Annotated in this window: 23 protein-coding genes and 1 pseudogene; 11 read left to right on the top strand and 13 right to left on the bottom strand. The window is 66.1% G+C overall.

The genetic code is table 11. The features are described from left to right. Positions 1–81: 81 nt before the first annotated feature. Both SA190iCDA_RS07435 and SA190iCDA_RS07430 read right to left on the bottom strand, forming a co-directional pair. On the bottom strand, positions 82–3171 hold the full coding sequence (locus tag SA190iCDA_RS07435) for an efflux RND transporter permease subunit (RefSeq protein ID WP_070884190.1): 3090 nt from the start codon (positions 3169–3171) through the stop codon (positions 82–84). Between the two features lie 6 nt (positions 3172–3177). Further along, positions 3178–4281 carry an efflux RND transporter periplasmic adaptor subunit gene (locus tag SA190iCDA_RS07430; protein ID WP_070884191.1) on the bottom strand — a complete coding sequence of 368 codons (1104 nt, stop codon included), beginning with the start codon at positions 4279–4281 and terminating at the stop codon, positions 3178–3180. Positions 4282–4373: 92 nt separating this feature from the next. Between SA190iCDA_RS07430 and SA190iCDA_RS07425 the strand changes: the two genes are divergently transcribed. The 8 genes and pseudogenes from SA190iCDA_RS07425 (at position 4374) to hutC (ending at position 13372) form a co-directional block, all read left to right on the top strand. After that, positions 4374–5009, top strand: coding sequence for a TetR/AcrR family transcriptional regulator (locus SA190iCDA_RS07425; RefSeq protein WP_070884192.1), 636 nt, complete (start codon positions 4374–4376; stop codon positions 5007–5009). A gap of 58 nt (positions 5010–5067) precedes the next feature. Beyond that, positions 5068–5439 (top strand): GFA family protein, encoded by a 372-nt coding sequence (locus tag SA190iCDA_RS07420; RefSeq protein ID WP_070884193.1) that lies wholly within the window; start codon positions 5068–5070, stop codon positions 5437–5439. Positions 5440–5596: 157 nt separating this feature from the next. After that, entirely contained in the window at positions 5597–6835 is a 1239-nt protein-coding gene (gene hutI / locus SA190iCDA_RS07415; protein ID WP_070884194.1) for an imidazolonepropionase, read from the top strand. Further along, a complete protein-coding gene (hutG, locus tag SA190iCDA_RS07410) occupies positions 6825–7760 on the top strand; it encodes a formimidoylglutamase (RefSeq protein WP_070884195.1) in 936 nt (311 codons plus the stop codon). Before hutI ends, hutG begins: the two co-directional genes overlap by 11 nt. Positions 7761–7848: 88 nt before the next feature. Further along, positions 7849–9174: a YjiH family protein gene (locus SA190iCDA_RS07405; protein ID WP_070884196.1), complete on the top strand. Its 1326-nt coding sequence runs from the start codon at positions 7849–7851 to the stop codon at positions 9172–9174. A 38-nt stretch (positions 9175–9212) separates the two neighbouring features. After that, complete coding sequence (hutU, locus tag SA190iCDA_RS07400; RefSeq protein WP_070884197.1) at positions 9213–10883, top strand: urocanate hydratase; 1671 nt, start codon at positions 9213–9215, stop codon at positions 10881–10883. A gap of 3 nt (positions 10884–10886) precedes the next feature. Then, positions 10887–12422, top strand: a complete 1536-nt coding sequence (hutH, locus tag SA190iCDA_RS07395) for a histidine ammonia-lyase (RefSeq protein WP_070884198.1) — start codon at positions 10887–10889, stop codon at positions 12420–12422. A gap of 240 nt (positions 12423–12662) precedes the next feature. Continuing rightward, a pseudogene (gene hutC / locus SA190iCDA_RS07390) lies at positions 12663–13372 on the top strand (histidine utilization repressor). On the opposite strand, the gene SA190iCDA_RS07385 reads toward hutC, so the two are convergent. Beyond that, on the bottom strand, positions 13373–14224 hold the full coding sequence (locus SA190iCDA_RS07385; RefSeq protein ID WP_070884200.1) for a LysR family transcriptional regulator: 852 nt from the start codon (positions 14222–14224) through the stop codon (positions 13373–13375). Positions 14225–14322: 98 nt separating this feature from the next. On the opposite strand from SA190iCDA_RS07385, the gene SA190iCDA_RS07380 reads away from it, so the two are divergent. Beyond that, positions 14323–15288, top strand: coding sequence for a DMT family transporter (locus tag SA190iCDA_RS07380; protein WP_070884201.1), 966 nt, complete (start codon positions 14323–14325; stop codon positions 15286–15288). On the opposite strand, the gene SA190iCDA_RS07375 is transcribed toward SA190iCDA_RS07380, so the two are convergent. From SA190iCDA_RS07375 to SA190iCDA_RS07360, 4 genes are all read right to left on the bottom strand, one after another. After that, complete coding sequence (locus SA190iCDA_RS07375) at positions 15266–17461, bottom strand: xanthine dehydrogenase family protein molybdopterin-binding subunit (RefSeq protein WP_070884202.1); 2196 nt, start codon at positions 17459–17461, stop codon at positions 15266–15268. The genes SA190iCDA_RS07380 and SA190iCDA_RS07375 overlap by 23 nt on opposite strands. Further along, a complete protein-coding gene (locus tag SA190iCDA_RS07370; RefSeq protein WP_070884203.1) occupies positions 17458–18447 on the bottom strand; it encodes an FAD binding domain-containing protein in 990 nt (329 codons plus the stop codon). Before SA190iCDA_RS07370 ends, SA190iCDA_RS07375 begins: the two co-directional genes overlap by 4 nt. After that, the gene (locus tag SA190iCDA_RS07365; protein WP_070884204.1) at positions 18444–18953 is read right to left on the bottom strand and encodes a (2Fe-2S)-binding protein; all 510 of its coding nucleotides are present in this window, start codon (positions 18951–18953) and stop codon (positions 18444–18446) included. Before SA190iCDA_RS07365 ends, SA190iCDA_RS07370 begins: the two co-directional genes overlap by 4 nt. Positions 18954–19267: 314 nt before the next feature. Further along, on the bottom strand, positions 19268–20047 hold the full coding sequence (locus SA190iCDA_RS07360) for a class I SAM-dependent methyltransferase (protein ID WP_070884205.1): 780 nt from the start codon (positions 20045–20047) through the stop codon (positions 19268–19270). A 110-nt stretch (positions 20048–20157) separates the two neighbouring features. Here SA190iCDA_RS07360 and SA190iCDA_RS07355 point away from each other — a divergent pair, with 110 nt between their 5' ends. After that, a complete protein-coding gene (locus SA190iCDA_RS07355) occupies positions 20158–20562 on the top strand; it encodes a hypothetical protein (RefSeq protein WP_070884206.1) in 405 nt (134 codons plus the stop codon). Between the two features lie 2 nt (positions 20563–20564). Here the strand turns inward: SA190iCDA_RS07355 and SA190iCDA_RS07350 are convergent, their stop codons facing one another. The 6 genes from SA190iCDA_RS07350 to SA190iCDA_RS07325 form a co-directional block, all read right to left on the bottom strand. Next, on the bottom strand, positions 20565–21254 hold the full coding sequence (locus tag SA190iCDA_RS07350; protein ID WP_070884207.1) for an extensin family protein: 690 nt from the start codon (positions 21252–21254) through the stop codon (positions 20565–20567). Position 21255: 1 nt separating this feature from the next. Further along, positions 21256–22086 (bottom strand): isocitrate lyase/PEP mutase family protein, encoded by an 831-nt coding sequence (locus SA190iCDA_RS07345; RefSeq protein ID WP_070884208.1) that lies wholly within the window; start codon positions 22084–22086, stop codon positions 21256–21258. 91 nt (positions 22087–22177) lie between these two features. Then, on the bottom strand, positions 22178–22396 hold the full coding sequence (locus tag SA190iCDA_RS07340) for a hypothetical protein (RefSeq protein ID WP_070884209.1): 219 nt from the start codon (positions 22394–22396) through the stop codon (positions 22178–22180). 244 nt (positions 22397–22640) lie between these two features. Then, the gene (groL, locus tag SA190iCDA_RS07335) at positions 22641–24281 is read right to left on the bottom strand and encodes a chaperonin GroEL (RefSeq protein WP_070884210.1); all 1641 of its coding nucleotides are present in this window, start codon (positions 24279–24281) and stop codon (positions 22641–22643) included. A gap of 48 nt (positions 24282–24329) precedes the next feature. After that, positions 24330–24623, bottom strand: coding sequence for a co-chaperone GroES (locus tag SA190iCDA_RS07330; RefSeq protein WP_042554944.1), 294 nt, complete (start codon positions 24621–24623; stop codon positions 24330–24332). Between the two features lie 267 nt (positions 24624–24890). Next, complete coding sequence (locus SA190iCDA_RS07325; RefSeq protein ID WP_070884211.1) at positions 24891–25349, bottom strand: FxsA family protein; 459 nt, start codon at positions 25347–25349, stop codon at positions 24891–24893. A gap of 310 nt (positions 25350–25659) precedes the next feature. Here SA190iCDA_RS07325 and SA190iCDA_RS07320 point away from each other — a divergent pair, with 310 nt between their 5' ends. Continuing rightward, positions 25660–26418, top strand: coding sequence for an SDR family oxidoreductase (locus SA190iCDA_RS07320; RefSeq protein ID WP_070884212.1), 759 nt, complete (start codon positions 25660–25662; stop codon positions 26416–26418). Positions 26419–26979: the final 561 nt, after the last annotated feature.

The raw sequence follows: 26979 nt of genomic DNA, 5'->3' as shown, positions 1-26979 counted from the left end.
CACCCTACGCTGGGAACGTCCGCTCTTGCCTTTTACCAACGCTCCCTAGCCAACGCGAGTTCTCAAAGCCCAATCAGGCTCTTAACTATCACCCGCAGCCTGCGCCCTGTCGCTCGGTTTGACGCGAAACCACGCCGCATACAGCGCCGGCAAGAACAGCAGGGTCAGCGCCGTGGCCACCACCAGCCCGCCCATGATCGCCACCGCCATCGGCCCGAAGAACACGCTGCGCGACAGCGGAATCATCGCCAGCACGGCGGCCAATGCGGTCAGCACGATGGGCCGGAAGCGCCGCACGGTGGCTTCGACTATGGCGTTCCAGCTGTCCAGCCCGGCCTCGCGGTCCTGCTCGATCTGGTCGACCAGGATCACCGAGTTGCGCATGATCATCCCCGATAGCGCGATGGTGCCGAGCATCGCCACGAAGCCGAACGGCTGGCCGAACAGCAGCAGGAACAGGGTCACGCCGATCAGCCCCAGCGGCGCGGTGAGGAACACCATGATCATGCGCGAGAAGCTCTTGAGCTGCAGCATCAGCAGGGTCAGCACCACCACCACGAACAAGGGCACGCCGGCCGCCACCGAGGCCTGGCCCTTGGAGGAATCCTCCACCGAGCCGCCCACTTCCAGCAGATAACCATCCGGCAGGCTGGCGCGGATATCGGCCAGGGTCGGCAGGATCTGCTGGGTCAGGGTGACGGGTTGCCGGGCCCCATAGATATCGGCGCGCACGGTGACCGTCGGCAAGCGGTTGCGGTGCCAGATCACCCCCTCTTCGAAGCCGTACTCCAGGCTGGCGATCTGCGCCAGGGCCACGCTCTTGCCGCTGTCGGTGGGCACCGCCAGGCTCGGCAGCAATTGCAGCGCCTGGCGCTCGGCCGAGGTGCCGCGCAGGAGGATTTCGATCAGCTCGTTGTCCTCGCGGTAGTCGCTGACCGACGAACCGTTGAGCGAGCTGCGCAGGAACTTGGCCACCTCGGCGGTGCTCACGCCCAGGGCGCGGGCGCGCTCCTGGTCGATGTTCAGGTACACCACCTTGCTCGGCTCCTGCCAGTCCAGGTGCACGTTGACCACGTCGGGGTTGGCGCGCACCTTGTCGGCGACCTGGCGGGCCAGGGCGCGCACTTCGTCGATATGCTCGCCGGAGACCCGGAACTGCACCGGGTAGCCCACCGGCGGACCATTCTCCAGGCGCGAGATACGTGTGCGCAGGCTCGGAAATTCGTCGTGCAGCACCTCGATCAACCAGGCGCGTACGGCTTCGCGTTCCTCGATGGATGTGGCCAGCACCACGATCTGCGCGAAGCTGGTGGCCGGCAACTGCTGATCCAGCGGCAGGTAGAAGCGCGGCGACCCGGTGCCGACATAGGCCACGTAGTTATCCACGCCTGGATGACCCGCCAGGCGCGCTTCCAGGCGGCGCACCTCGGCCTCGGTGGCGATCAGCGAAGCGCCTTCGGCCAGCTTGAAATCGACCATCAGCTCCAGGCGCCCCGAAGCGGGAAAGAACTGCTGCGGCACGAACCGGAACAGAAAGATCGAGCCGACGAACAGCGCCAGGGTCAGCACGATGACCGTCTTGCGCCAGCGCACGCACCCGTCCACCAGGCGACGGACACGTGCATAGAAAGGTGTTGAATAAGGGTCATGCCCGCCACTGCTGCCGTGCTTTTCGGCAGCGCGCCTGGCCAGATCCGGCAGCAGACGCGCGCCCAGGTACGGCACGAACATCACCGCCGCCACCCAGGACATCAGCAGCGCGATGGTCACCACCTGGAAGATCGAGCGGGTGTACTCACCAGTGCCCGACTGCGCGGTGGCGATGGGCAGAAAGCCCGCCGCGGTGATCAGCGTGCCGGTGAGCATGGGGAACGCCGTGCTGGTCCAGGCGAAGCTCGCCGCCTTGAGCCGGTCGTAGCCCTGCTCCATCTTGATGGCCATGATCTCCACGGCGATGATCGCGTCGTCCACCAGCAGGCCCAGGGCCAGCACCAGGGCGCCGAGGGATATCTTGTGCAGGCCGATGTCCAGGTAGTACATGGCGGCGAAGGTCATCGCCAGCACCAGGGGAATCGACAGCGCCACCACCAGCCCGGTACGTAGCCCGAGGGAGAAGAAGCTGACCAGCAGGACGATGATCAGCGCCTCGGTGAGCACCTTGACGAACTCGCCGACGCCGGTCTTCACCGCCGCCGGCTGATCGGACACCTTGCGCAGTTGCATGCCCGCCGGCAGGTTGTTCTGCAGGCGGGTGAATTCGCCCTCCAGCGCCTTGCCGAGCACCAGGATGTCGCCGCCGGGCTTCATGGAAACCGCGAGACCGATGGCATCCTCGCCCATAAAGCGCATGCGCGGCGCTGGTGGGTCATTGAAGCCGCGACTGACCTCGGCTACATCGCCAATGCGAAAGGTGCGCTCGGCCACACGGATGGGAAAATCGCGGATCTGCTCGACGGTCTCGAAGTTGCCGCTGACCCGCAGTTGCACCCGGTCGCTGTCGGTCTCGAAGAAGCCGGCCACGGGCATGGCGTTCTGCTGTTCGAGGGCCTGCTGCACGGCAGAAAGCGGCAGGCCGAGGGTGGCCAGCTTGGTGTTGGACAGCTCGATCCAGATCTTCTCGTCCTGCAGGCCGACCAGCTCGACCTTGCCGACATCCTTCACGCGCTGCAGCTGCAGTTGCACGCGGTCGGCGTAATCCTTGAGCACCGCATAGTCGAAACCGTTGCCGGTCAGGGCGTAGATATTGCCGAAGGTGGTACCGAATTCGTCGTTGAAGAACGGCCCCTGGATGCCGGCGGGCAAGGTATGGCGAATGTCGCCGATCTTCTTGCGCAGCTGGTACCAGAGTTCGGGAATTTCGTCGGAGTGCATCGAGTCGCGGGCCATGAAGGTGACCTGGGACTCGCCGGGCCGCGAGAACGACACGATGCGTTCGTACTCGCCGGTTTCCATCAATTTCTTCTCGATGCGCTCGGTGACCTGGCGCGACACCTGCTCGGCGGTGGCGCCCGGCCAGTTGGTCTTCACCACCATGGCCTTGAAGGTGAACGGCGGATCCTCGCTCTGCCCTAGCTTGGTGTAGGACAGCGCGCCGACGACGCCGAGCAGCAGCATGAGGTAGAGCACGATCTGGCGGTGCTGCAGCGCCCAGGCGGAGAGGTTGAACGACATCGGCGCTTACTCCTTGGCGGCCAGGTCGACGGCGCGGTTCTGCCGGTCCACCGGGCGCACCTGCTGGCCGTCCAGCAGCACCTGCACGCCAGCCACCACAACCCAGTCGCTGGCCTCCAGACCCTCGAGCACCGGTACGCTCTTTTCGCCATAGGCGCCGACCCGCACGGCGGTGCGCTTGAGCGTGGAGCTCTGCGGGTCGACCACCCAGACATAGGGCTGGCCCTGCTCCGCACTCAGGGCCGACAGCGGCACCGCCAGCGGCACGTCCCCATGGCGGGCGATAAACACCCGGGCACTCTGACCCAGCTCGACTCGCGCATCCGACCGTTGCAGGGCGATGCGCGCCGCATAGGTGCGCGAACGCGGATCGGCCGCCGGCGACAGTTCACGCACACGCCCGGCCAGCTGCTGGCCGGGCTGCGACCACAGCTCCACGGCCACCTCCTGGCCGATGGCGAGGTTTCTGATCGCCTGCTCGGGCAGGTCGATCGCCACCTCGCGTTCGCCATCGGCGGCCAGCACGAACACCGTCTGCCCGGCCGCCACCACCTGCCCGACCTCGGCACGGCGCTGCACGATCACCCCGCTCTGCGGCGCCTTCAGTACCGCGTAGCCGGCCTGGTTGTCGGCGACGTTGAGCTCGGCGCGCACCTGGCGCAGGCGCGCTTCGGCAGCGCGAAAGGTGTTTTCGGCGTTGTCCGCTAGGGATTTGCTGATCATCCCGCGCTGCTGCAGGGTGCGATAACGGTCGCGCTCGGCACGCGCCAGTTGCAGGTTGGATTCGGCCGACTGCAGCTGGGCGCGGGTGGCGTCGAGCTGCAGGCGCACATCCTGCGGATCCAGCTCGGCCAGCGATGCATCCTTGTCGACCCGCTGGCCCACTTCGACCAGGCGCCGGGTGACCTTGCCGCCGATGCGAAACGCCAGTTCCGGTTCCAGCCGTGCCCGCACCTCACCTGGGTAGCTGTCCACCTGCTCCGCCGCCAGTTGCGGCTGCGCGACCATGGCCGGTCGAATGCCCGGCTGTGGCGCCTGGGTATCGCTGCAGGCAGCGAGGGAAAGGGCCAGGCACAGGGGCGCGAGGCGAGACAGAGCATGGCGAGACATGATGAGCGTCCTTCGGCGGGAACTTTTTAATAGTTGTACTGCCGAGTATATTAAAAATAGCGTACTCGGCAGTCCAGTATTAAAATCGCCCGATGTCAGACACTTCATTGCAGTCCAGCGGCCCCGGCCGTCCCAAGGATCCCGCCAAGCGCCAAGCCATTCTCGAAGCGGCCAAATGCCTGTTCGTGCGCCACGGTTACGCCGGCAGCAGCATGGACGCCATCGCCGCCCATGCCGGAGTTTCCAAGCTCACGGTGTACAGCCACTTCACCGACAAGGAGACGCTGTTCTGCGCTGCGGTGAAGGCCCGCTGCGAGGAGCAATTGCCCGAGCTGTTCTTCGAGTTCCCCGTCGGCGCCAGCGCCCACAATGTGCTGCTGAACATCGCCCGCGGCTTCAGCCAGTTGCTCAATAGCAGCGAATCGGTCGACCTGCACCGGCTGATGACCAGTCTCGGCGCCCAGGACCCGCAACTGGCGAAGATATTCTACGAGGCCGGGCCGCAGCGCCTGCTGGCCGAGATGGAGCGCCTGCTGGGCAAGATGGACCACAGCGGCCAGTTGCGCATCGAGTCGCCAAAGCTCGCCGCCGACCAGTTCTTTTCCCTGCTCAAGGGCGGCGCCAACTTCCGCCTGCTGATCGGCTGCGGCGAGCCGGAAACCGAGGTGCAGCAGGAGCAGCACGCGCGCGCCACCGTCGAAATGTTCCTGCGCGCCTATCGCCCCTGAGTCATTGAGCGCTCACCTGCTGCTATGGTTGCTGCCATGGGCCTGCAGGAGGTGTGGCATGGATCGATTAACCGGTGGTTGCCTGTGTGGCCAGGTACGCATCGAGGCGATGGGCCAGCCTGAGCGGGTCGGCATCTGCCATTGCCTCGACTGCCGCAAGCACCACGGCGCACTGTTCTACGCCGCTGCGATCTTCCCCCAGAACGCCGTAACGGTCAGCGGCGAAACCCACAGCTACGCCGGACGCCACTTTTGCCCGCGTTGCGGCGCCTCGCTGTTCGCCCGCAGTGACGATGAAATCGAAGTGCACCTGGGCGCCCTCGACGCGCCGGACCAACTGCAACCGACCTACGAATGCTGGACGTGCCGGCGCGAAGCCTGGCTGCCGCCCTTTCCTCTCGCCATGCGCTATCCCCAGGATCGCTCCTGAGCCGGCAGCCAGTCAGGCGCACCCAGATCCGCCCCTAAAATGTATATACATAAATATTTTCCGGCGCCTCCCCCTTCCGGAGCGCCATAGCATTGCACTTGACCCTACAAAGCATTTCGCTTAATTGTATATACATTACAAGTAAGGGCGACCTGCAATGGCTTCTTCTCAGTCCACCCGTTTGCTCTGGCGCAACGTCACGCTGTTCGACGGCCTCGAACAAATCCCCGAGCCCATGGCCGTGCTGGTCGAACACGGACGTGTTGGCGGTCTATGGCCGGAAAGCGGCTTCGATCCGAGCCTGGCCGGTGGCGCCGAAGAAGCGGCCAACGGCGGCGTGATGACCCCCGGCCTGGTCGACTGCCACACCCATCTGGTGTACGCCGGTGACCGCGCCGGCGAATTCGAGCAGCGCCTGGAAGGTGTCAGCTACGAAACCATCGCCCGCAATGGCGGTGGCATTCTCAGCACGGTGCGGGCCACCCGCGCCGCGGGCGAGGACGAATTGATCGCGGCCAGCCTGCCGCGCCTGGATGCCCTGCTGGCCGATGGCGTCACCACCCTGGAAATCAAATCCGGCTACGGCCTGACCCTGGACGACGAACTGAAGATGCTGCGCGTGGCGCGGCGCCTCGGCGAACTGCGCCCGGTGCGGGTGCTTACAACGCTGTTGGGTGCCCATGCCCTGCCACCAGAATATGCCGGCCGCGCCGACGACTACGTCAGCCTAGTCTGCGAAGAGATGATCCCGGCCGCTGCTCGTGAAGGGCTGGCCGATGCGGTGGATGTGTTCTGCGAGGGCATCGGGTTTTCCCCGGCGCAGTGCGAGCGCATCTATCAGGCAGCCCAGGCCCACGGTTTGGCGATCAAGGCCCATGCCGAGCAACTGTCCAACCTCGCTGGCAGCGCCCTGGCCGCACGCTACGGCGCGCTGTCCGCCGACCATATCGAATACCTGGATGAAGCCGGCGTGCACGCCATGGCCCAGGCCGGCACGGTCGCGGTGTTGCTGCCCGGCGCCTTCCACGTGCTGCGTGAAGCCCAGCTGCCGCCCATCGAGCTGTTGCGCCAGTACGGCGTACCCATGGCGGTGGCCAGCGACGCCAACCCCGGCACCTCGCCGATCTGCCTGCCCACGCTGATGGCCAACCTGGCCTGCACCCTGTTTCGCCTCACCCCGCGCGAAGCCCTGGCCGGCATGACCGCCCACGGCGCCCGAGCCCTCGGCCTGCCAGACCTCGGCCGCATCGCTGTCGGCGCGCCAGCGGATCTGTGCCTGTGGGATATCCGGCAACCGGCCGAGCTGGCCTATGCGGTGCAGGCCGGGCGCCTGCGCCAGCGGGTGTTCGCTGGCGCCATCAGCTACGACAAGGAGGCCATTGCCCATGCTCGCTGATCGTCACAGCATGGCCGCCTGGAGCGGCCGTACCGACCCGGAAGCCGACAGCGCGCGCTGGCACCAACGTATCCAGGCGCTGGCCGAAGACAGCCAGCCGGGCCTGGCCCTGTTGGGTTTCGCCTGCGACGAAGGCGTGCGCCGCAACCAGGGTCGCGTCGGCGCCGCCGCTGCGCCGCAAAGCGTGCGCAAGGCGCTGGCCAACCAGGCCTGGCACCGTCAGGCGCCGGCCTATGACGCCGGTGACGTGACCTGCGAGGACGGCGACCTGGAGGCGGCCCAGGCGCGCCTCGGCCAAAACGTCTGCGCGCTGCTGGACGCCGGCCATCTGCCGCTGGTGATCGGTGGTGGCCATGAAGTGGCCTTCGGTAGCTGGTCGGGGCTGGCCGAACATCTCAGGGGCCAGCCCGCCCCATGTATCGGAATAGTCAATTTCGACGCCCATTTCGACCTGCGCGACCCGGCCCATGTGCATTCCTCCGGCACGCCCTTCGCGCAGATCGCCGAGCAGTGCGCCGCGCGCGGCTGGCCGTTCCGCTACGCCTGCCTGGGTGTCAGCCGCGCCAGCAACACCCGGGCGCTGTTCGATCGCGCCGCCGATCTGAACGTGCTGGTGCGCGAGGATCACCAGATTCGCGAGTCGACCCTCGATGCCATCGGCGCCGAGCTGGACGCCTTCGCCGCCGAGTGCGACGCGCTCTACCTGACCCTCGACATCGACGTGCTGCCGGCGTGCGAAGCGCCGGGCGTCAGCGCGCCGGCCGCCCGTGGTGTGCGCCTGGAACTGCTGGAGCCGCTGCTCGAACGGCTCAAGGCCAGCGGCAAGCTGCGCCTGGCCGACCTGGCCGAGCTCAACCCCGACTACGACATCGACAACCGTACCGCCAAGGTGGCGGCGCGGCTGATCCATCTGCTCAGCCTCTGAGCAGGCAAGAACCGCGCTTTCCCGCACAACAACAACGACGAGGAAACCCCGATGTTCACCACCGCCCGCCGCGGCCAGGAGCCGCGCCATGTCTGAGTTCCTGCCCTTGAGGGCCGGCGTGTCGCGCCCCCGTGCCCTGGCGCGCTTGCTGGGCTACAGCCTGATCGGCCTGCTGCTGTTCTTCGTGCCGTTCGAGATCGCCGGGCGTTCGACCATCCTCCTCGACCACGCGGCCAGTGCCCTGCAACTGCACGCGCGGCCCCTGGTGATCGGCGTGGCGCTGCTGTTCATGCTCTATGGCGCCCTGGCGCCCTGGCTCGACGGCAGTTGGCGGCGCAGCCTGACCCATACGGTATTCAGCGTACTCAAGGTATTCGGCCTGCTGATCGGCGCCGCCTACCTGCTGCAGCTCGGCCCACAGGCGCTGTACCAGCCGGACATGCTGCCGTTCCTGTTCGAGAAGCTGGTACTCAGCCTGGCGCTGATCGTCCCGCTGGGCTCGCTGGCCCTGGTGTTCCTGATCGGCTTCGGCCTGCTGGAGCTGATCGGCGTGCTGATGCAGCCGGTGATGCGGCCGATCTGGCGCACCCCGGGCAAGTCGGCCATCGACGCGGTGGCGTCCTTCGTCGGCAGTTATTCGGTGGGCCTCTTGATCACCGACCGCATGTACCAGCAGGGCCATTACAGCGTGCGCGAGGCGGCGATCATCGCCACCGGGTTCTCCACCGTATCGGCGCCGTTCATGGTCATCATCGCCAAGACCCTGGGCCTGATGGGCCAGTGGAACCTGTATTTCTGGAGCGCCATGGCGGTGACCTTCGCGGTCACCGCGATCAGCGCGCGCATCTATCCGCTGTCGCGCCTGCCTTCCGAGTCCACCCCCGAAGCGCAACTGCAGGCCGGTGAAAGCCGCCTGGGCAGCGCCTGGCGCGCCGGCATGCAGCAGGCCAGCATCGCACCGGCGCTGGGCTCGGCGCTGCGTGAAACCTTCGTCGATGGCCTGCGCATGACCGCCGCGATCCTGCCGAGCATTCTCGCCGTCGGCCTGCTCGGCTTGCTCGCCGCCAAGTACACCCCCTTGTTCGACGCCCTCGGCGTGCTGCTCTACCCGCTGACCTGGCTGTTCGGCCTGGAGGATCCCATGCAGGTGGCCCGCGCCCTGTCCGCCGGCCTGGCGGAGATGTTCCTGCCGGCGATGCTGCTCAAGGACGCCGACCTGCTGGTGAAGTTCGTCACCGCCATCGTCTCGGTCAGCAGCGTGCTGTTTCTCTCCGCCTCGATTCCCTGCGTGCTGGCCACGCGGATTCCCCTGAGCCTGGGCCACCTGCTGCTGATCTGGCTGCAGCGCACCCTGCTCAGCCTGCTGCTGGCCATCCCCATGGCCTACCTTGCCCGATTTCTGGGTTGGCTCTGACCGCCCACCCCTGACCCGTTCCTACAGGAGCCCGCACCATGACCAAGTTCCGCGACACCGAAATCCGCGCCCCGCGCGGCACCACGCTCACGGCCAAGAGCTGGCTGACCGAAGCGCCGCTGCGCATGCTGATGAACAACCTGGATCCCGAGGTGGCGGAAAATCCCAAGGAGCTGGTGGTCTACGGCGGCATCGGCCGGGCAGCACGCAACTGGGAATGCTTCGATGCCATCGTCGAGAGCCTCAAGCAGCTGAACGACGATGAGACCCTGCTGGTGCAGTCCGGCAAGCCGGTGGGCGTATTCAAGACCCACGCCAACGCACCGCGGGTGCTGATCGCCAACTCCAACCTGGTGCCGCACTGGGCGACCTGGGAGCACTTCAACGAGCTGGATGCCAAGGGCCTGGCCATGTACGGCCAGATGACCGCCGGCAGCTGGATCTACATCGGCAGCCAGGGCATCGTCCAGGGCACCTATGAAACCTTCGTCGAGGCCGGACGCCAGCACTACGCCGGCGATCTCAAGGGCCGCTGGGTGCTGACCGCCGGGCTTGGCGGCATGGGCGGCGCCCAGCCGCTGGCCGCCACCCTGGCCGGCGCCTGCTCGCTGAACATCGAGTGCCAGCAGAGCCGCATCGACTTCCGTCTGCGTACCCGCTACGTCGACGAACAGGCCGAGAATCTGGACGACGCCCTGGCGCGCATCGCCAAGTACACCGCCGAAGGCAAGGCCATCTCCATTGCCCTGCACGGCAATGCCGCCGAGATCCTGCCCGAGCTGGTGCGCCGCGGTGTGCGCCCGGATATGGTCACCGATCAGACCAGCGCCCACGACCCGCTCAACGGCTACCTGCCGGCCGGCTGGGCCTGGGAGCAGTACCGCGACCGCGCCGCAACCCAGCCCGCCGAAGTGGTCAAGGCCGCCAAGCAATCCATGGCCGTGCACGTGCAGGCCATGCTCGACTTCAAGAAGATGGGCGTGCCGACCTTCGACTACGGCAACAACATCCGCCAGATGGCCAAGGACGAAGGCGTGGCCAACGCCTTTGACTTCCCCGGTTTCGTGCCGGCCTATATCCGCCCGCTGTTCTGCCGTGGCATCGGCCCGTTCCGCTGGGTGGCGCTATCCGGCAACCCCGAGGACATCTACAAGACCGACGCCAAGGTCAAGCAACTGATCCCCGACGACGCCCACCTGCACCGCTGGCTGGACATGGCCCGCGAGCGCATCGCCTTCCAGGGCCTGCCGGCGCGCATCTGCTGGGTCGGCCTCGGCCAGCGCGCCAAGCTGGGCCTGGCGTTCAACGAGATGGTGCGCAGCGGCGAGCTGTCGGCGCCGGTGGTGATCGGCCGTGACCACCTGGATTCCGGTTCGGTGGCCAGCCCCAACCGCGAGACCGAGGCGATGATGGACGGCTCCGATGCGGTGTCCGACTGGCCGCTGCTCAACGCCCTGCTCAATACCGCCGGCGGCGCCACCTGGGTGTCGCTGCACCACGGCGGCGGCGTGGGCATGGGCTTCTCCCAGCACGCGGGGGTGGTGATCGTCTGCGACGGCAGCGACGAAGCCGCCGAGCGCATCGCCCGGGTACTGACCAACGACCCGGCCAGCGGCGTGATGCGCCATGCTGACGCCGGCTACCCGATCGCCATAGAGTGCGCACACGAGCAGGGCCTGAACCTGCCGATGATCACCCGAGGAGCCTGATTCATGACCACCCTGAACCTCAAACCGGGCTCGCTGACCCTGGCCCAGCTGCGCACCCTGTACCTGCAGCCGGTCAACGTCACGCTGGATGCCAGCGCCCATGCCGGCATCGACGCCAGCGTCGCCTGTGTCGAGCGGATACTCGCCGAAGGCCGCACCGCCTATGGCATCAACACCGGCTTTGGCCTGCTGGCCTCGACCCGCATTGCCCCGGACGACCTGGAAAAACTGCAGCGCTCGCTGGTGCTGTCCCACGCCGCCGGTGTCGGCGAAGCGCTGGATGACGCCCTGGTGCGGTTGATCATGCTGCTCAAGGTCAACAGCCTGGCCCGGGGCTTTTCGGCCATCCGCCGCACGGTGATCGATGCGCTGATCGCGCTGATCAACGCCGAGGTCTACCCGCACATTCCGCTCAAGGGCTCGGTGGGCGCTTCCGGCGACCTGGCGCCCCTGGCGCACATGTCGCTGCTGCTGCTCGGCGAGAGCAAGGCACGCCACAAGGGCCAATGGCTGCCGGCCCGTGAAGCGCTGGCAGTGGCCGGCCTGGAGCCGCTGACCCTGGCGGCCAAGGAGGGCCTGGCCTTGCTCAACGGGACCCAGGTGTCCACTGCCTACGCGTTGCGCGGGCTGTTCGAGGGCGAAGACCTGTTCGCTGCCGCCACCGTGTGCGGCGCCCTGAGCGTGGAGGCCATGCTCGGCTCGCGCGCCCCGTTCGATGCGCGCATCCACGCTGCCCGCGGCCAGCACGGGCAGATCGACGTGGCGGCGGCCTACCGCGACCTGCTCGGCGACAGCAGCGAAGTGGCGCGCTCCCACGCCAACTGCGACAAGGTTCAGGATCCCTACTCGCTGCGCTGCCAGCCCCAGGTCATGGGCGCCTGCCTGACCCAGCTGCGCCAGGCCGCCGAGGTGCTGCAGATCGAGGCCAACGCGGTATCCGACAACCCGCTGGTGTTCGCCGACCAGGGCGACGTGATTTCCGGCGGCAACTTCCACGCAGAACCCGTGGCCATGGCCGCCGACAACCTGGCCCTGGCCCTGGCCGAAATCGGTGCCCTGTCGGAGCGGCGCATCTCGCTGATGATGGACCGCCACATGTCGCAGCTGCCGCCCTTCCTGGTCGAGAACGGCGGGGTCAACTCCGGCTTCATGATCGCCCAGGTCACCGCCGCGGCCCTGGCCAGCGACAACAAGGCCCTGGCCCACCCCCATAGCGTCGACAGCCTGCCGACCTCGGCCAACCAGGAAGACCACGTGTCCATGGCACCGAACGCCGGCAAGCGCCTGTGGCCGATGGCCGAGAACGTGCGCGGCATCCTCGCCATCGAATGGCTGGGCGCCTGCCAGGGCCTGGACTTCCGCCATGGCCTGAAGAGCTCGGCGAAACTGGAACAGGCGCGCCAGACCCTGCGCGCCCAGGTGCCCTACTACGTCGAGGATCGCTTCTTCGCCCCGGACATCGCCGCCGCCGACGAACTGCTGAGCGAGCGCGTGCTGACGCCATTGCTGCCGGCCGGCATGCTGCCGTCGGTGGGTTGATACGCACATAGATCCAGGGCGTACTCGGCTTTGGCATCCTGCGTCGCGCTGACGCCTACATCCCTGTAGTCGTCGCGAAACGGTACGCCGTCGGGCCAAGGCGTAGCCTGTGATGGCGAATTGGGCATTGCCTGGCGGACTGTTCGCTTCGCTCCTGAGTCCGCCCTACCACTACGGCGCTGGGAGTGGAGCGTTGCGCTCCGCTATCATCCGCGCACCGGGCATTACCAAGGAGTTGTCGTGACCAGTACCACCCCGCGCTACAAGGCCATCGAGGATTTTCTGCTCGAGCGCATCGGCAACGGTGACTACCCGCTGCATCACCAGATTCCCCCGAAGAGCAGCTGGCCCGGGATTTCTCGGTCAGCCGCATGACGGCCAACAAGGCCATCAACAACCTGGTGCAGCAGGGTTACCTGATTCGCCAGGCCGGCCTGGGCACCTTCGTCACCGACCGCAAGTCCGAGTCTTCATTGCATGAGGTGATGAACATCGCCGCCGAGGTGCGCGCCCGTGGTCATGCCTACGCCAACCGCATCCTGCGCAGCGAAGCCCTGGCCGCCGATGACGAAGTGGCGCTGCGCCTGGGCCTGCGTATTGGCGCCGAAGTATTCCACAGCATCCTCGTGCACCTGGAAGACGGCGTGCCGATCCAGCTCGAGGATCGCTTCGTCAACCCGCGCTGGGTGCCCCACTACCTGAACAGCGACTTCTCCAGGCAGACGCCCAACGAAGTGCTGGTCGCCAGCTGCCCGATCAGCGACGTGGAGCATGTGGTCGAGGCCGTGCATGCCGACGCCCGCACCGCCGAATGGCTGGATATCGAGCCGGGCGCCGCCTGCCTGTCGATGATCCGCCGCACCTGGTCGGACGAGCACCTGATCAGCTACGTGCGCCTGATCCATCCGGGCGAACGCTACAAGCTGCGCTCGAGCACCAAGCACCGCTGATCACAACCGGAAGTGCTGACGAATGGCCTGGGCCAACAGCTCCAGGGCTTCGTCGTGCTGGGCCTGGGCCGAGCGCAGGAACAGCACCTCGTGCTCGGCGGCCTGGGGCAGCTCTTCGACGATGCGCATGGCGCTGCTCATCTTCGCGCGATCCATCAGGGTGATCGCCAGGCCTGCCTCCACGCAGGCCTTGATGGCCTGGCTGGACGGGCTGTCGAGCACGACCCGCCAGGTATAGCCCGCCGCTTTCAGGGACTCCAGCATCAGGCTGCGGTACGGGCAGTCGGCCGCGTGGATGGCCAGTGGAAGGGTCTCGCCCCAGTTCTTTGGGTGGGACGCCGCGGCGACCCATACCGGCGTGGTGGCGACCAGCACCTGGGCGCCCTCACGCTGCCCCAGCGGCAGGGTAAGCACCGCGCCGTGCAGCTTGCCGGCCCGCACTTGCTCGCGCAGCGTATAGCTGGGTGCGGTCTGTACCTCCAGCACCACATTGGGCCAGGCCGCCGCGAAGATCGGCAGGATGTCGCGGATCACGTGGGCGGCGTATTCGTCGGGCACCCCCAACCTGATGCGCCCCACTAGCCGCGGCCCGTGCAGCTCGGCCAGCACCCGGTCGTGGGTACTGAGCAGTTCGCCGGTCGAGCGCAGCAGGCGCTTGCCCAGCGCCGTTAGCGCCACGGACTGGTTGTCGCGGTCGAACAGCCGGCCACCGGCGACCGTCTCCAGACGCTGGATATGCACGCTGATCGCCGCCGGGCTCCTGTGCAGCTGTTCGGCTGCGGCCTTGAAGCGCCCGCTGCGTGCCACGGCATGGAAGGTGCGGATCAGTTCGATATCGAGCACGGCATTCATCGTTTAACAATTCCGAACTACTGATTAAATATATTTTGATTTATTAGATTACTCCGCTTTCGTAGCCTGCACCTACACCCTCTATCCGGTCATCTGCCATGCCCGTTCAACAGACTGCCCGCCTGTGGCCCGTCGCCATTCCCCTGTTGGCTCTCGAAGCGGCGCTGGTGGTGGTCTGGAGTTCGGGCTTTATCGGCGCCCGCTTCTCCATCGATCATGCGCCGGCCATGCTGGTGGTGTTCTGGCGCAGCCTGCTTTTCGTGTTGCTGCTGGCGCCCTGGGCATTACCACGCCTGCGCCACGCCTCGCCGGCCACCCTGCTGCGCCATGCCGGCATCGGTTTGCTGGCAATGGGTGGTTACCTGGCCGGCGTGGTGCAAGGCATCGCCCTGGGCGTACCGGCTGGGCTCGCGGCCCTGCTGGCCGACCTGCTGCCCATCGGCGTCGCCCTGCTCAGTGTGCTGGTGCTCCGGCAACGCCTGGGCTGGCGCACCTGGCTGGGTTTGCTCATCGGCCTGACCGGCGTGGTGCTGGTCACTTCGGACGCGCTGGCCTGGGGCAATGCGCCGCTGTGGGTCTACGCTTTGCCGCTGCTGGGCATGCTCTCGCTGGCGGTCGCCACCCTGTGGCAGAAACGCACCAAGGCCACGGCGTCCCTCGACCTGCTCGGCAATCTGTGGCTGCAGTGCTGCATCTGCTGCGTGCCTTTCGCGCTGCTGGCGGCAATGGACAGCAGCCTGATGCCGGTGCCTTCGGGCGGCTTCGCCCTGAGCGTGTTGTGGACGAGCATTTCCACCATCGGCGGCTACGGCCTGTACTGGCTGTGCCTGAAGCGCTCGACGCCGGCCCGGGTGGCCAGCGTGCTGTACCTGAGCCCGGCGCTGACCTTGGTGTGGGCCTGGGCGATGTTCGGTGAACCGCTGTCCTGGCTGATGGGCCTGGGCACGGCTGTCTCGGGGCTGGGTCTGTGGGTGGTGATACGTAACGAGCCCAAACATAACGATGACGGGCCCGCGCTGGCGAACCCGTCATCGGCACCCGTCAAAGCAGCTTGTCGAGGGTGATCGGCAATTGGCGAATGCGCTTGCCGGTGGCGTGATAGACCGCATTGGCGACCGCCGCGGCGACGCCGACGATGCCGATCTCGCCTACGCCCTTGGAGCCCAGTGGGTTGATGATGCTGTCGTTCTCCTCGACGAAGATCACCTCGATATCGCCGATATCGGCCTGCACCGGCAGGTGGTAGTCGGCCAGGTTGTGGTTCATGCAGCGCCCCAGGTCGTGGTCGATCATCGCCTCCTCGTGCAGGGCCATGCCGATGCCCCACACCACGCCACCAAGGATCTGGCTGCGCGCGGTTTTCGGGTTGATCACCCGGCCGGCGGCAATGGCGCTGACCACCCGGGTGACCCGTACCGTGCCCAAGGCTTCGTCCACCTGCACCTCGACGAACACCGCCGAATGGCTGGCACTGGCATAGCGCTCGCGCTGCTTGCCGGGTTGCGCCTGCACCTCGGCCTCCAGGCTGCCGTGGCGGGCCAGCAGCGCCTTCAGCTCGACTGTGCGATTGGCATCTTCACCCTGCTGCACACGGCCGGCCGTGAAGCGCAGCGCGGCGCCATCAGTGAACGGTGCCTCCGGCCATTGCCGCGCCGCCTCGCAGAGCTTGTCGGCCAGGGCCAGGCAGGCCTCGCGCACCGCGCTGCCCACCGACGACACGGTGAACGAGCCGCCCTGCAGCGGTGCCTGGGGCAGGCTGGAATCGCCAAGACGAAATTCCACCTGGGACGGCTCCAGGCCCAGCACGTCGGCGGCGATCTGGGTCATCACCGTGGCCGTGCCCGGGCCGATATCACAGGTGGCGCTGGCGACGATCAGGCGACCGTCGGCGGTAAAGCTGGCGCGGGCGCTGGCCGGCATCTGCATGGCTTCCCATACGCCGGTGGCCATGCCGTAGCCGATCAGCTGGTCGCCCTCTCGCATGCTGCGCGGCTGCGGGCTGCGCTGGCTCCAGCCAAAGGCCTCGGCGCCCTGCTGATAGCAGGCGCGCAGCTCCTTGCTGGAATAGGGTTTGCCCTCGTTCTGGTTGGTTTCGGCATAGTTGGTCAGGCGCAATTGCACCGGGTCGACGCCCGCGGCCCAGGCCAGCTCGTCCATCGCCGACTCCAGCGCATAGACCCCGGTGGCGGCCCCCGGCGCACGCATGTCCAGCGGCGTGTACACGTCCAGCGGCGCCAGCCGGTAGGCCAGGCGCACGTGATCGCAGTGATAGAGCATCCCCGACCACTCGGCGACATGCTCGGTAAAGTCCTCGAAGCGCGAGGTCTGGGCGATCACCTCGTGCACCAGGCCCTGCAGCTTGCCACTTTCGTCGGCACCGAGCTGCAGGTGCTGCACCGCCCGCGGACGATAGCCGAAGGTGAACATCTGCTGGCGCGTCAGGGTCACCCGCACCGACCGCTGCAGCTTCAGCGCAGCCATGGCGGCCAGGGGCAGCTGGTATTGCGGGCGCAGGCCGGAGCCAAAGGCGCCGCCGACGAAGGATGACTTGATGCGCACGCGATTCGGTTCGAGCTTGAGCACGTCGGCCAGGTAACGCTGGCTGTTCTGCGGGCCCTGGGTCTTGTCGTGCACCAGCAGGCTGCCATCGGCCTGGTAGATCACCGTCGAGGCATGGGGTTCCATGGGGTGGTGATACTCGCAGGGTAGCTCGTACTCCAGCTCCAGACGCAGCGGCGCGCCGGCGATCACCGCGTCGGCGTCGCCCCGTGGCTTGGGCAGCTCGGCCGGCGCGGCGTGGGCCTCGCTCAGGGCGTGGCGCAGATCGGTGGCGTGGGCTTGCTGCTCATAGTCGATACGCACCAGCGAGCCGGCATGGCGTGCCAGCTCCAGGGTGTCGGCGACCACCAGAGCCACCGGCTGGCCGCTGTAACGGATACGCTCGTTGAACAGCGGGCGAAACGGCGAGCCATCGGCGGCATCGTCATCTTCGTAGCTCTCGTCGTCCTGGGCCATGGGCGGACGATTGAGGTGGCTGAGCACCAGCTTGACGCCGGGCAGCGCCAGGGCAGCCGAGGCGTCGATGGCGGTGATCCGACCACGGGCGATCACGCTGCAGATCACGCTGCCATGCAGCAGGCCATCGGCCGGATGCTCGGCGGCATAGCGCGCCTGGCCGCTGACTTTCAGCGGGCCGTCGACGCGGTCCAGGGGTTGGCCGAGGGTTCGCGCGTTCATGGGCGGGCTCCTACTGCGGCGGTGGACAGGGCACGAACCACGGCGCGGCGCGCCAGTTCGACCTTGAAGGCGTTATGGGCCAGGGGCTGGGCATCCTTGAGCAGCAGTTCGGCAGCGGCCGCGAAGTGCTCGGGCGTAGCGGCCTGGCCGACCAGGCTGGCCTCCACCTCCGCTCGCCGCCACGGCTTGTGGGCCACGCCACCCAGGGCGATACGCGCCTGGCGGATCTGCCCGCCGGCGTCCAGTTCCAGTGCCGCAGCCACCGATACCAGGGCGAAGGCGAACGAGGCGCGGTCACGCAGCTTGAGGTAGGCGTGGTGCCCGGCGAAGCCTTCGGCCGGCAGCTCGATGGCGAGGATCAGCTCACCCGGCTCCAGCACGGTGTCGCGCTGCGGGGTATCGCCCGGCAGGCGATGGAAGTCGCTCATCGGCACACGGCGCTCGCCCTGCGGCCCGGTGATCACAACCCCTGCATCCAGGGCGGCCAGGGCCACGCAGAAGTCCGACGGGTGCACGGCCACGCAGTGCTCGCTGGCGCCGAACAACGCGTGGTTACGATTCAGCCCCTCGCGGGCCGGACAGCCACTGCCGGGCTCGCGCTTGTTGCACGGCACCTGGCTGTCGTAGAAGTAATGGCAACGGGTGCGCTGCAGCAGGTTGCCGCCGGCGCTGGCCATGTTGCGCACCTGGGGCGAGGCGCCGGAGAGCAGCGCCTGGGCGAGCAGCGGATAACGCCCCTCGATCTCCGGGTGCCAGGCCAACTCGGCATTACCAACCAGGGCGCCGATGCGCAGGCCGCCCTCGGCGGTGGGGGTCACGTCACGCAGCGGCAAGGCGTTGATGTCGATAAGGCGCTTGGGGCGCACCAGGTTTTCCTTCATCAGGTCGACCAGGTTGGTGCCGCCGGCGATGAACAGGCTGTCGGGCCCGGCCAGGCGCACCGCTTCGTCGATGGCCTCGGGCTTGCTATAGGCGAAGGGCGTCATGGGCGCACCGCCTGTTCGCTCTCGGGCAGTGCCTCTTCGATGGCCGCCAGAATGTTGCTGTAGGCGCCACAGCGGCACAGGTTGCCGCTCATGCGTTCGCGGATATCGGCGGCGTCGCCGACTCGCCCTTCGTTGGCCAGGCCGACCGCCGAGCAGATCTGTCCGGGGGTGCAATAGCCGCATTGGAAGGCGTCGTGTTTGACGAAGGCGCGCTGCATGGGGTGCAGCTCATCACCCTTGGCCAGGCCTTCGATGGTGGTCAGTTCACGGCCGTCGAGCATCACCGCCAGGGTCAGGCAGGCGTTGACCCGCTGGCCGTCCACCAGCACGGTGCAGGCGCCGCACTGGCCGTGGTCGCAGCCTTTCTTGGTGCCGACCAGGTCGAGCTGTTCACGAAGCAGGTCGAGGGCCGTGATCCACGGGTACACCTCGACTTGTGTGGGGCTGCCGTTCAATGACAGGGAAATCGTCCGGCGCTCGGCGCCGGCTGTGATGGTCTCGCTCATGGGGCTACCTCGGTTCGCGTGGATGTCTCGTGCACCCGTTCAAAATCTGAGGTGAGGCCCGCCAAAAACGTTCAGGTTGGATGGCAACCGTAGAGCGGTTCGTTCAAGAACCTGTTCACGATCTTTTCAGGCGACATTGAAGAGGCTGCTACAAGGCAGAAGCGGACATTGAGCTTCAAGCCGCAAGCTTCAAGCTGCAAGAAGAAGCTTGAGCACGGCGCACTGCTTTCAACTTGTAGCTTGGGGCTTGCAGCTTGCAGCTGCTCCCGCCACCTTGCAGCGCTGAAGCCGAGCCGAAAGATCGTGAACAGGCTCTAAGGCGTGAGCTTCTTCAGCGGGTAGATGTCATAGCGGCTGGACTTGCCCTCCAGCGCATAGCCCGGCTTGGCGCCCTCGATGACCGGCGCCTTGCGCGGGCGCTTGACCACCACGCGGTGACTGGCCAGTTCGAGGGCGGCGGCGAGCAACGCCGGTGCATCCAGGTCATCGCCGACGAAAGGGCGGAACAGGCGCATCTCCTTCTTCACCAGGGCGCTCTTGTCGCGATGGGGAAACATCGGGTCGAGGTAGATCACCTGGGGCACCTCATCCTGCCAATCGCCCATCAGCTCGATGGCGTTGCCCTGCAGCAGGCCCATGCGCGTGACGATGCTCGCGACCTCTGCGTCGCTGGCCGCGCGCCGCAGGCCGTCCTCGAGCAGCGCGCCGATCAGTGGCTGACGCTCGATCAGATCCACACGGCAACCCAGGCTGGCCAGCACGAAGGCATCGCGGCCCAGGCCGGCAGTGGCATCCAGCACCCGCGGGCGCACGCCCTGGGCGATGCCGACCGCCTTGGCGATCATCTGCCCGGCACCGCCACCGAACTGGCGACGATGGGCTACCGCGCCCTCGACGAAATCCACCCGTACCGGCCCTGGCGCCTGGGGGCCCAGCTCGACCAGTTGCAAACCGGCCTCGCCCAGCTGCAGCGCGTACCCCGCCTCGCCTTCCAGCGGCAGGCCAAGGCGCTGCGCCCACTCTAGTGCGCCGGCTTGCAGGTGCGGCGCCAGGGCCTCCACGCGAATGCGCACGTCGGGCTGTAGTTCAGTCATTGCGGTCGTCCATCGATTGGAGCGGCCGGATTTGATCGGCCGTTGGCTCAACTCGGGCCGGCAACAGCCGATACCCCGGAAAGCGATAGTTTGCCAGAGCCCGCCGCCTGATGTTCGAGGTCATCTCCCATATTCCCGGTGACACCCGGGTAGCCGCCCAGAAAGCCGGTACGCCATCGAGCGCCAGCGTGGCGCTGTACGACCAGATTCTGCGCAGCGTATTGCACGAGATGGAAAGCGCCCTGGCAGCACCCGCGGCGCCGGCTCCGACCACGCCTGCAGACGAAGCGCCCATGCACGGCATGCGCACCCTGGAAGACCTGATGATGCAGCGCCAGTTCGTCTGCTCGCTCAATGATGTCGAGGCCACCCTGCCCCTCGAAGAGCTGGCGCTGCAGCAGCAACTGCTGGCGCCTGCCGAGAACGCTGCGAGCAACCCGTTGCTGCAAGAATCGCTGGCCCCCTGGGAGCTACTGATGGGCCGCCTGACCCTGCAGCAACGCCTGTCGCGCTGAGCTCACCGGCACATGCGAAAGCCGCCCATATCCAGATGAAAGTGATCGCGGTGCGCCGCGTTGTAGTCCGGTCCCAGCGTGGTATTGAAGCTGGAACAGGCCGCCTGCTGAACCTGGCGCAGGAACAGCGATTTGTCATCTTCGCCCGGCCAGTCACGCAGCACACTGATGCGCCGGCCATCGGCCAAACGGAAACCGACGATATCCAGGGCATTGGCCGAGGCATGCTGGCTGCGCCGCTGACTGCCGGCAATGGTTCGGCAGGCGAAGCTGCCGACGTGATCGACCTGCACCACGCGCTGGCCAAAGCGTTGCGCGGCCGCCGGTTGCAATCCGTGGCGCTCGAACAGCGCGAAGGCCGCGGCCACCGGGCAGGTGGCGATGAAACTGCTGCTCAGGCGCACATCGCTGCCCTGCACCCGCACCGTGTTGATCAGCGGGCAGTCGGCGGCGGGCGCGCTGTCGGGCAGCGCGACGTAGCGCAGCGCCGAGGTATCGAGCACCGTACGGCACAACTCGGCGTCGCCCTGCAGGCGCCGCAGTTTGTAGGTGGTCAGCCAGTTGGGCGTATCACGCAGGTCGAGCGGCGCCCAGGGGTTCCAGCGCGGCGGCACGTCGATCCACTGGCGATACAGCGCCAGCGGACCGCCAATCACCACGAAGATCAACAGCGCGATCAGGAACTGCCGCACGCTAGCCCTTGAACAGGTCGTTGATGGCGTCGAACGGCAGCGCCTGCCGGGCGCCGCTCAGGTCGCCACGTTCGGCCAGCCCGGTGGCCGCCTGCAGGAAGGCGCCATAGGCAACGCGGGCCAGGTTGGAACCCAGGCTCACGCGCTTGACGCCCAGCTGCGCCAGCTCGTCCAGCGACAGCGTCAGGCTCGGCGAGCCGACCAGCACGTTGACCGGCTTGGGCGCCACGGCCTCGACCACCGCCAGGATCTGCTCACGGGTGGTCAGCCCTGGCGCGTAGAGCACGTCCGCGCCGGCTTCGGCATAGGCCACCAGGCGGCGGATGGTGTCGTCCAGATCGGCGCGGCCATGCAGGAAGTTTTCCGCACGTGCGGTCAGGGTGAAGGGAATGTCCAGCGCCTGGGCTGCCGCGACCGAAGCGCGAATGCGCTGCACTGCCAGTTCGAAGGCATAGATCGGTTGATCAGCATGGCCGGTAGCATCTTCGATGGAGCCGCCGACCAGGCCGACCTGCGCCGCCAGCCGCACGGTCGCGGCGCAGTCCTCGGGCGTATCGCCGTAGCCATTTTCCAGGTCGGCAACCACCGGCAGCGCCGTCGCCTCGACGATTGCCCTGGCGTTGGCCAGTGCCTCGTCACGGCTTACCGCGCCTTCGGCATCCCGGCGGCCCAGGGAAAAGGCCAGCCCGGCGCTGGTGGTGGCCAGGGCATGGAAACCGAGCGCCGCGAGCATCTTCGCCGACCCGGCATCCCAGGGGTTGGGCAGCACCAGCAATTCACCCTGCTGGTGCAAGGATCGAAGGCGTTCGCCACGCTCACGGTAAATGGACATCTGCTGCTTCCCCTGCGTCGAATGTTCGCTCAGGGTATCGGAGTTTGCCGCAGCGGTAGAAATTCACTGTTGCGGCAGTATGCCAGCCACGTCAGCGCAGCCCCTGGGACAAGCCCATTACCAGCAGCAGCAGATTCTGGTCCGCTTGCACCGCTGCGGGCATCAGCGGTTTGAGCGCGGGGCTCAGGCAGTAGCTACGGCCATTGCTACTGATCACTTCAGGGCCCGGCTCGTACCAGGAAGCCGCCGCCAATGCCGAGACGCTTAGCGCCGCGACGAGAAACAAACCTCTGGCTACTCCTAAGCTCATGATCGCAACCTCTTGATAGTGTTACCAACCGTCCGCTAACACTAGATCACGATTACCCGAAACAGATTACGACAAGACGAACGGTCAAAACCCTTTGCGCCGACAGCTGTCACGTTGCCTGCACGGATCGCCTGAAGCCCGCCGAGCTGAGCCCCGGCGAACATTCAGGCCTGAATGACACAGGCAATAAAAAACCCCGCGCCAGGGCGCGGGGTTCTCGGTGCAGCTCAGGGTGCCGGTCGGCTTACATCATGCCGCCCATGCCACCCATGCCGCCCATGTCCGGCATGGCCGGAGCAGGCTTGTCTTCCGGCAGTTCTGCGACGATCGCCTCGGTGGTGATCAGCAGGCCAGCGATGGAAGCCGCGGCTTGCAGCGCGCTACGGGTAACCTTGGCCGGGTCGATGATGCCGAACTCGATCAGGTCGCCGTACTCGCCGTTGGCAGCGTTGTAACCGTAGTTACCGGAACCCTGCTTGACCTTGTCCAGCACCACGGACGCTTCGTCGCCAGCATTGGTGACGATCTGGCGCAGCGGCGCTTCGATGGCGCGACGCAGAATGCTGATACCAGCGTCCTGCTCCAGGTTGATGCCTTTGAGGCCGTCCAGAGCAGCCTGGGCACGTACCAGGGCAACACCACCGCCAGGTACCACGCCTTCTTCGACGGCGGCACGGGTCGCGTGCAGGGCGTCTTCAACGCGGGCCTTCTTCTCTTTCATCTCGACTTCGGTGGCAGCGCCAACCTTGATCACCGCAACACCGCCAGCCAGCTTGGCCAGACGCTCTTGCAGCTTCTCTTTGTCGTAGTCCGAAGTGGTGTCTTCGACCTGCTTGCGGATCTGTGCAACGCGGGACTCGATGTCCACTTGCTGGCCAGCGCCGTCGATGATGGTGGTGTTTTCCTTGTTCAGGACCACACGCTTGGCTTGACCCAGATGCTCCAGGGTGGTGCTTTCCAGGCTCAGGCCGATCTCTTCGGAGATGACGGTACCGCCAGTCAGAACGGCGATGTCCTGCAGCATGGCCTTGCGACGATCACCGAAGCCCGGCGCCTTGACGGCAGCGACCTTGACGATGCCGCGCATGTTGTTGACCACCAGAGTCGCCAGGGCTTCGCCTTCGACGTCTTCGGCAACGATCAGCAACGGACGGCCAGCCTTGGCAACGGCTTCCAGAACCGGCAGCAGTTCGCGGATGTTGGAGATTTTCTTGTCGACCAGCAGCAGCAGCGGGCCGTCCAGTTCGGCAACCATGGTGTCCGGCTTGTTGATGAAGTACGGCGACAGGTAGCCGCGGTCGAACTGCATGCCTTCTACCACGGACAATTCGTTTTCCAGGCCCGAGCCTTCTTCAACGGTGATCACGCCTTCCTTGCCGACTTTTTCCATGGCTTCGGCAATGATGTTGCCGATGGAATCGTCGGAGTTGGCGGAGATGGTGCCAACCTGAGCGATGGCCTTGCTGTCGGTGCACGGCTTGGACAGGTTCTTCAGCTCGGCGACGATGGCCGCGGTGGCCTTGTCGATGCCGCGCTTCAGGTCCATCGGGTTCAGGCCGGCTGCAACCGACTTCAGGCCTTCGGTAACGATGGCTTGAGCCAGAACGGTCGCGGTGGTGGTGCCGTCACCGGCAGCGTCGTTGGCCTTGGAAGCAACGTCCTTGACCAGCTGGGCGCCGATGTTTTCGATCTTGTCCTTGAGCTCGATTTCCTTGGCGACGGAAACGCCGTCCTTGGTGATCAGCGGCGCGCCGAAGCTGCGCTCGAGGACGACGTTACGGCCTTTCGGGCCGAGGGTGGCTTTGACGGCGTCGGCCAGAACGTTGACACCGGTCAGCAGTTTCTTGCGAGCGGCGTCGCCGAATTTTACGTCTTTAGCTGCCATGTTATTTGATCCTCAATTCTTGACGATTAAACGGAAATTCGCGGGCGATCAGGCTTCGACGACGGCGAGGATTTCGTTCTCGCTCATCACCAGCAGGTCTTCGCCGTCGACCTTGACGGTGTTGCTGCCCGAATATGGGCCGAACACCACCTTGTCACCGACCTTGACGGCCAGGGCACGGACTTCACCGCTGTCCAGAACACGGCCAGTACCCACGGCAACGATTTCGCCCTGATTCGGCTTCTCGGCAGCCGAGCCCGGCAGCACGATACCGCCAGCGGTTTTGGTTTCTTCTTCGCTGCGACGGATCACGACGCGGTCATGCAAAGGACGAAGCTTCATTGTCGATCTCTCCCAATAGTTGTTGAAATTACCGGTGCTTTTACCGGCAGGATCATGGCGCTGCGCAGTACACGTAACGCCGAAATTTGTTTCAGCGCCTGGACGCTGAAAAACCTTGCGGTGACCGCTACATAAGGGCGACCAATAGCAATTCAAGGGCGAGGCGGTAAATTTTTTACGAGCGAGGTTCAGCGAATCGGCCCGCCTGAAAACCCACAGCCCCGGCCAGATCGCTCTGGCCGGGGCTGTGGGCGGCTGTTTGGGTGATTACTCGCGGCGCTCGTACTCGCCTTCCAGCACGTTCGGCTTGTGGGCGCCGGGCTGGCCGTTGCGAGCCGCCAGGTCATCGGCGAAGGCCCGCTGCCGCGCGGCCTGCTCGGCAGCGCGCTGGCGCACGCGCTCGACCAGCCAGCGCCGGGTGAACGGCAGCAGGCAGAGAATGCCGATGACGTCGCTGATGAAACCCGGCAGCAGCAGCAGGCCGCCGCCGACCGCCATCATCAGCCCCTGCAGCACTTCCTGATCCGGCATTTCGCCGCGGGCCAGGCGCTCGCGGGCACGCCAGGCGGTGGTGATCCCGGCAATGCGCAGCATCAGGCCACCGAAAATCGAGGTGAGGATCACCAGGGCAATGGTCGGCAGCACACCGATGGCGCTGCCCACGGAGATCAGCACGGCCAGCTCGAGGATCGGGAACAGTAGGAACAACAACATGAAAATGCGCATCGCGGTTTCCTTGACGGAAGAACACCTTCCAGTAGGAGAGAAATATGGGGTGTTGCGCTTAATTCAAGCTGAAGCTTGGACTTCGCCCGCCAGTGGCGCGTTCAACGCCAGCCGACGCGAGGCCTCGGGCAAGCTAGCCACGCTGTTACAGGATGTTGAGGCTTACCGGTGTAACGCTGGTGCCAGGCCCACCTCGCGCTCTATGCTGCTGCCTGTACGTCATGGCAATCGACCGGCGCGAGTGCGCAGCGGCAGCGCGGTTGTATCGCACCGGCATGACCCGTTCGACTCTCAAAACAAGGGAATTGGCATGCAACTCGAAGACAAAGTCATCATCATCACCGGCGGCGGCCAGGGGCTCGGTCGCGCCATGGCCGAGTATCTCGCCAAGCGTCGTATGCGCCTGGCGCTGGTCGACCTCAACCAGGAAAAACTCGATGAAACCGCGGCGGCCTGCCGGGCGCTCGGGGTGCAGGCACGCACCTACCTGTGCAACGTGGCCAGCGAAGAACAGGTCGCCCAGACCATCACGCAGATCGCCGAGGACTTCGGCTCGATCAACGGCTTGGTCAACAACGCCGGCATCCTGCGCGACGGCCTGACCATCAAGGTCAAGGACGGCGAGATGAGCAAGATGAGCCTGGCCCAGTGGCAATCGGTGATCGACGTCAACCTGACCGGCGTGTTCCTGTGCACCCGGGAGGTGGCGGCGAAGATGATCGAGCTGCAGAACGAGGGGGCGATCATCAATATTTCCTCGGTGTCGCGGGCCGGCAATATCGGCCAGGCCAACTATTCGGCCGCCAAGGCCGCGGTGGCTGCCGATACCGTGGTCTGGGCTCGCGAGCTGGCGCGCTACGGCATCCGCGTGGCGGGCGTGGCACCGGGCTTCATCGAGACCGAGATGGTCGCCAGCATGAAGCCCGAGGCGCTGCAGCGCATGGCCGAGGTGATTCCGCTCAAGCGCCTTGGCAAACCAGAGGAGATCGCCCACGCCATCGCCTTTCTGCTGGAGAACGAGTATTTCACCGGGCGCATTCTCGAGCTCGACGGAGGCGTACGCCTGTAGCACGCCGGCCATGGACGGCCGCCCATAAAAAGGTTCTTCGCATTTTCGCGGGGGGATAGGCTTGACACCGGACTGGCAATAAAGCGTTAGTTGCCGATTGCTTGGCGCTCGCCATTGGTTCGTCGCCTGGTCTATGGGTTTCGCCCCTTACGGGCGACTCACTTTCTTTGCTTGTGCAAAGAAAGTAAGCAAAGAAACACACCCCTACATACGGCCCCGGCTGCGCCGGGGTTCCCTCCTTCCATCACCGCTCCAAGGGCACGCCGCGAAGGGCCATCCCTGCCTAGGCGGCCCCGGCCATCGCGGCTCTCGCGACATCCATGTCGCTCAACCCCTTCACGGTGATTCCACTCGGCCTCCTGAAGGGGACTTGGGCGTCGCCTGTTCGATCGCAACTCGAGAGCAAAAGCAAAAACAAACGCCGAGGTGGCGCGTAGGGGAGCGAGCCGCATGGATGCGGCGAAATACCGATGGCGGTCCCGCTTAATGGGCCAGGGATGGCCCATGTAAGCCGGCCCCCGGAGCGGCGCCGGAGCGAGGAAACGCAGCGAAGCGGAGTAA

This window comes from Pseudomonas argentinensis, assembly GCF_001839655.2.
Lineage (GTDB): Bacteria > Pseudomonadota > Gammaproteobacteria > Pseudomonadales > Pseudomonadaceae > Aquipseudomonas > Aquipseudomonas argentinensis_B.
Note: the sequence above shows the minus strand (reverse complement) of the source record. Positions and strands in the feature narration are given on the sequence as shown.

Coding starts and splice junctions, on each gene's coding strand:
- SA190iCDA_RS07435 (WP_070884190.1), bottom strand. CDS start 3,171: ATGTCGTTCAACCTCTCCGCCTGGGCGCTGCAGCACCGCCAGATCGTG.
- SA190iCDA_RS07430 (WP_070884191.1), bottom strand. CDS start 4,281: ATGTCTCGCCATGCTCTGTCTCGCCTCGCGCCCCTGTGCCTGGCCCTT.
- SA190iCDA_RS07425 (WP_070884192.1), top strand. CDS start 4,374: ATGTCAGACACTTCATTGCAGTCCAGCGGCCCCGGCCGTCCCAAGGAT.
- SA190iCDA_RS07420 (WP_070884193.1), top strand. CDS start 5,068: ATGGATCGATTAACCGGTGGTTGCCTGTGTGGCCAGGTACGCATCGAG.
- hutI (WP_070884194.1), top strand. CDS start 5,597: ATGGCTTCTTCTCAGTCCACCCGTTTGCTCTGGCGCAACGTCACGCTG.
- hutG (WP_070884195.1), top strand. CDS start 6,825: ATGCTCGCTGATCGTCACAGCATGGCCGCCTGGAGCGGCCGTACCGAC.
- SA190iCDA_RS07405 (WP_070884196.1), top strand. CDS start 7,849: ATGTCTGAGTTCCTGCCCTTGAGGGCCGGCGTGTCGCGCCCCCGTGCC.
- hutU (WP_070884197.1), top strand. CDS start 9,213: ATGACCAAGTTCCGCGACACCGAAATCCGCGCCCCGCGCGGCACCACG.
- hutH (WP_070884198.1), top strand. CDS start 10,887: ATGACCACCCTGAACCTCAAACCGGGCTCGCTGACCCTGGCCCAGCTG.
- SA190iCDA_RS07385 (WP_070884200.1), bottom strand. CDS start 14,224: ATGAATGCCGTGCTCGATATCGAACTGATCCGCACCTTCCATGCCGTG.
- SA190iCDA_RS07380 (WP_070884201.1), top strand. CDS start 14,323: ATGCCCGTTCAACAGACTGCCCGCCTGTGGCCCGTCGCCATTCCCCTG.
- SA190iCDA_RS07375 (WP_070884202.1), bottom strand. CDS start 17,461: ATGAACGCGCGAACCCTCGGCCAACCCCTGGACCGCGTCGACGGCCCG.
- SA190iCDA_RS07370 (WP_070884203.1), bottom strand. CDS start 18,447: ATGACGCCCTTCGCCTATAGCAAGCCCGAGGCCATCGACGAAGCGGTG.
- SA190iCDA_RS07365 (WP_070884204.1), bottom strand. CDS start 18,953: ATGAGCGAGACCATCACAGCCGGCGCCGAGCGCCGGACGATTTCCCTG.
- SA190iCDA_RS07360 (WP_070884205.1), bottom strand. CDS start 20,047: ATGACTGAACTACAGCCCGACGTGCGCATTCGCGTGGAGGCCCTGGCG.
- SA190iCDA_RS07355 (WP_070884206.1), top strand. CDS start 20,158: ATGTTCGAGGTCATCTCCCATATTCCCGGTGACACCCGGGTAGCCGCC.
- SA190iCDA_RS07345 (WP_070884208.1), bottom strand. CDS start 22,086: ATGTCCATTTACCGTGAGCGTGGCGAACGCCTTCGATCCTTGCACCAG.
- SA190iCDA_RS07340 (WP_070884209.1), bottom strand. CDS start 22,396: ATGAGCTTAGGAGTAGCCAGAGGTTTGTTTCTCGTCGCGGCGCTAAGC.
- groL (WP_070884210.1), bottom strand. CDS start 24,281: ATGGCAGCTAAAGACGTAAAATTCGGCGACGCCGCTCGCAAGAAACTG.
- SA190iCDA_RS07330 (WP_042554944.1), bottom strand. CDS start 24,623: ATGAAGCTTCGTCCTTTGCATGACCGCGTCGTGATCCGTCGCAGCGAA.
- SA190iCDA_RS07325 (WP_070884211.1), bottom strand. CDS start 25,349: ATGCGCATTTTCATGTTGTTGTTCCTACTGTTCCCGATCCTCGAGCTG.
- SA190iCDA_RS07320 (WP_070884212.1), top strand. CDS start 25,660: ATGCAACTCGAAGACAAAGTCATCATCATCACCGGCGGCGGCCAGGGG.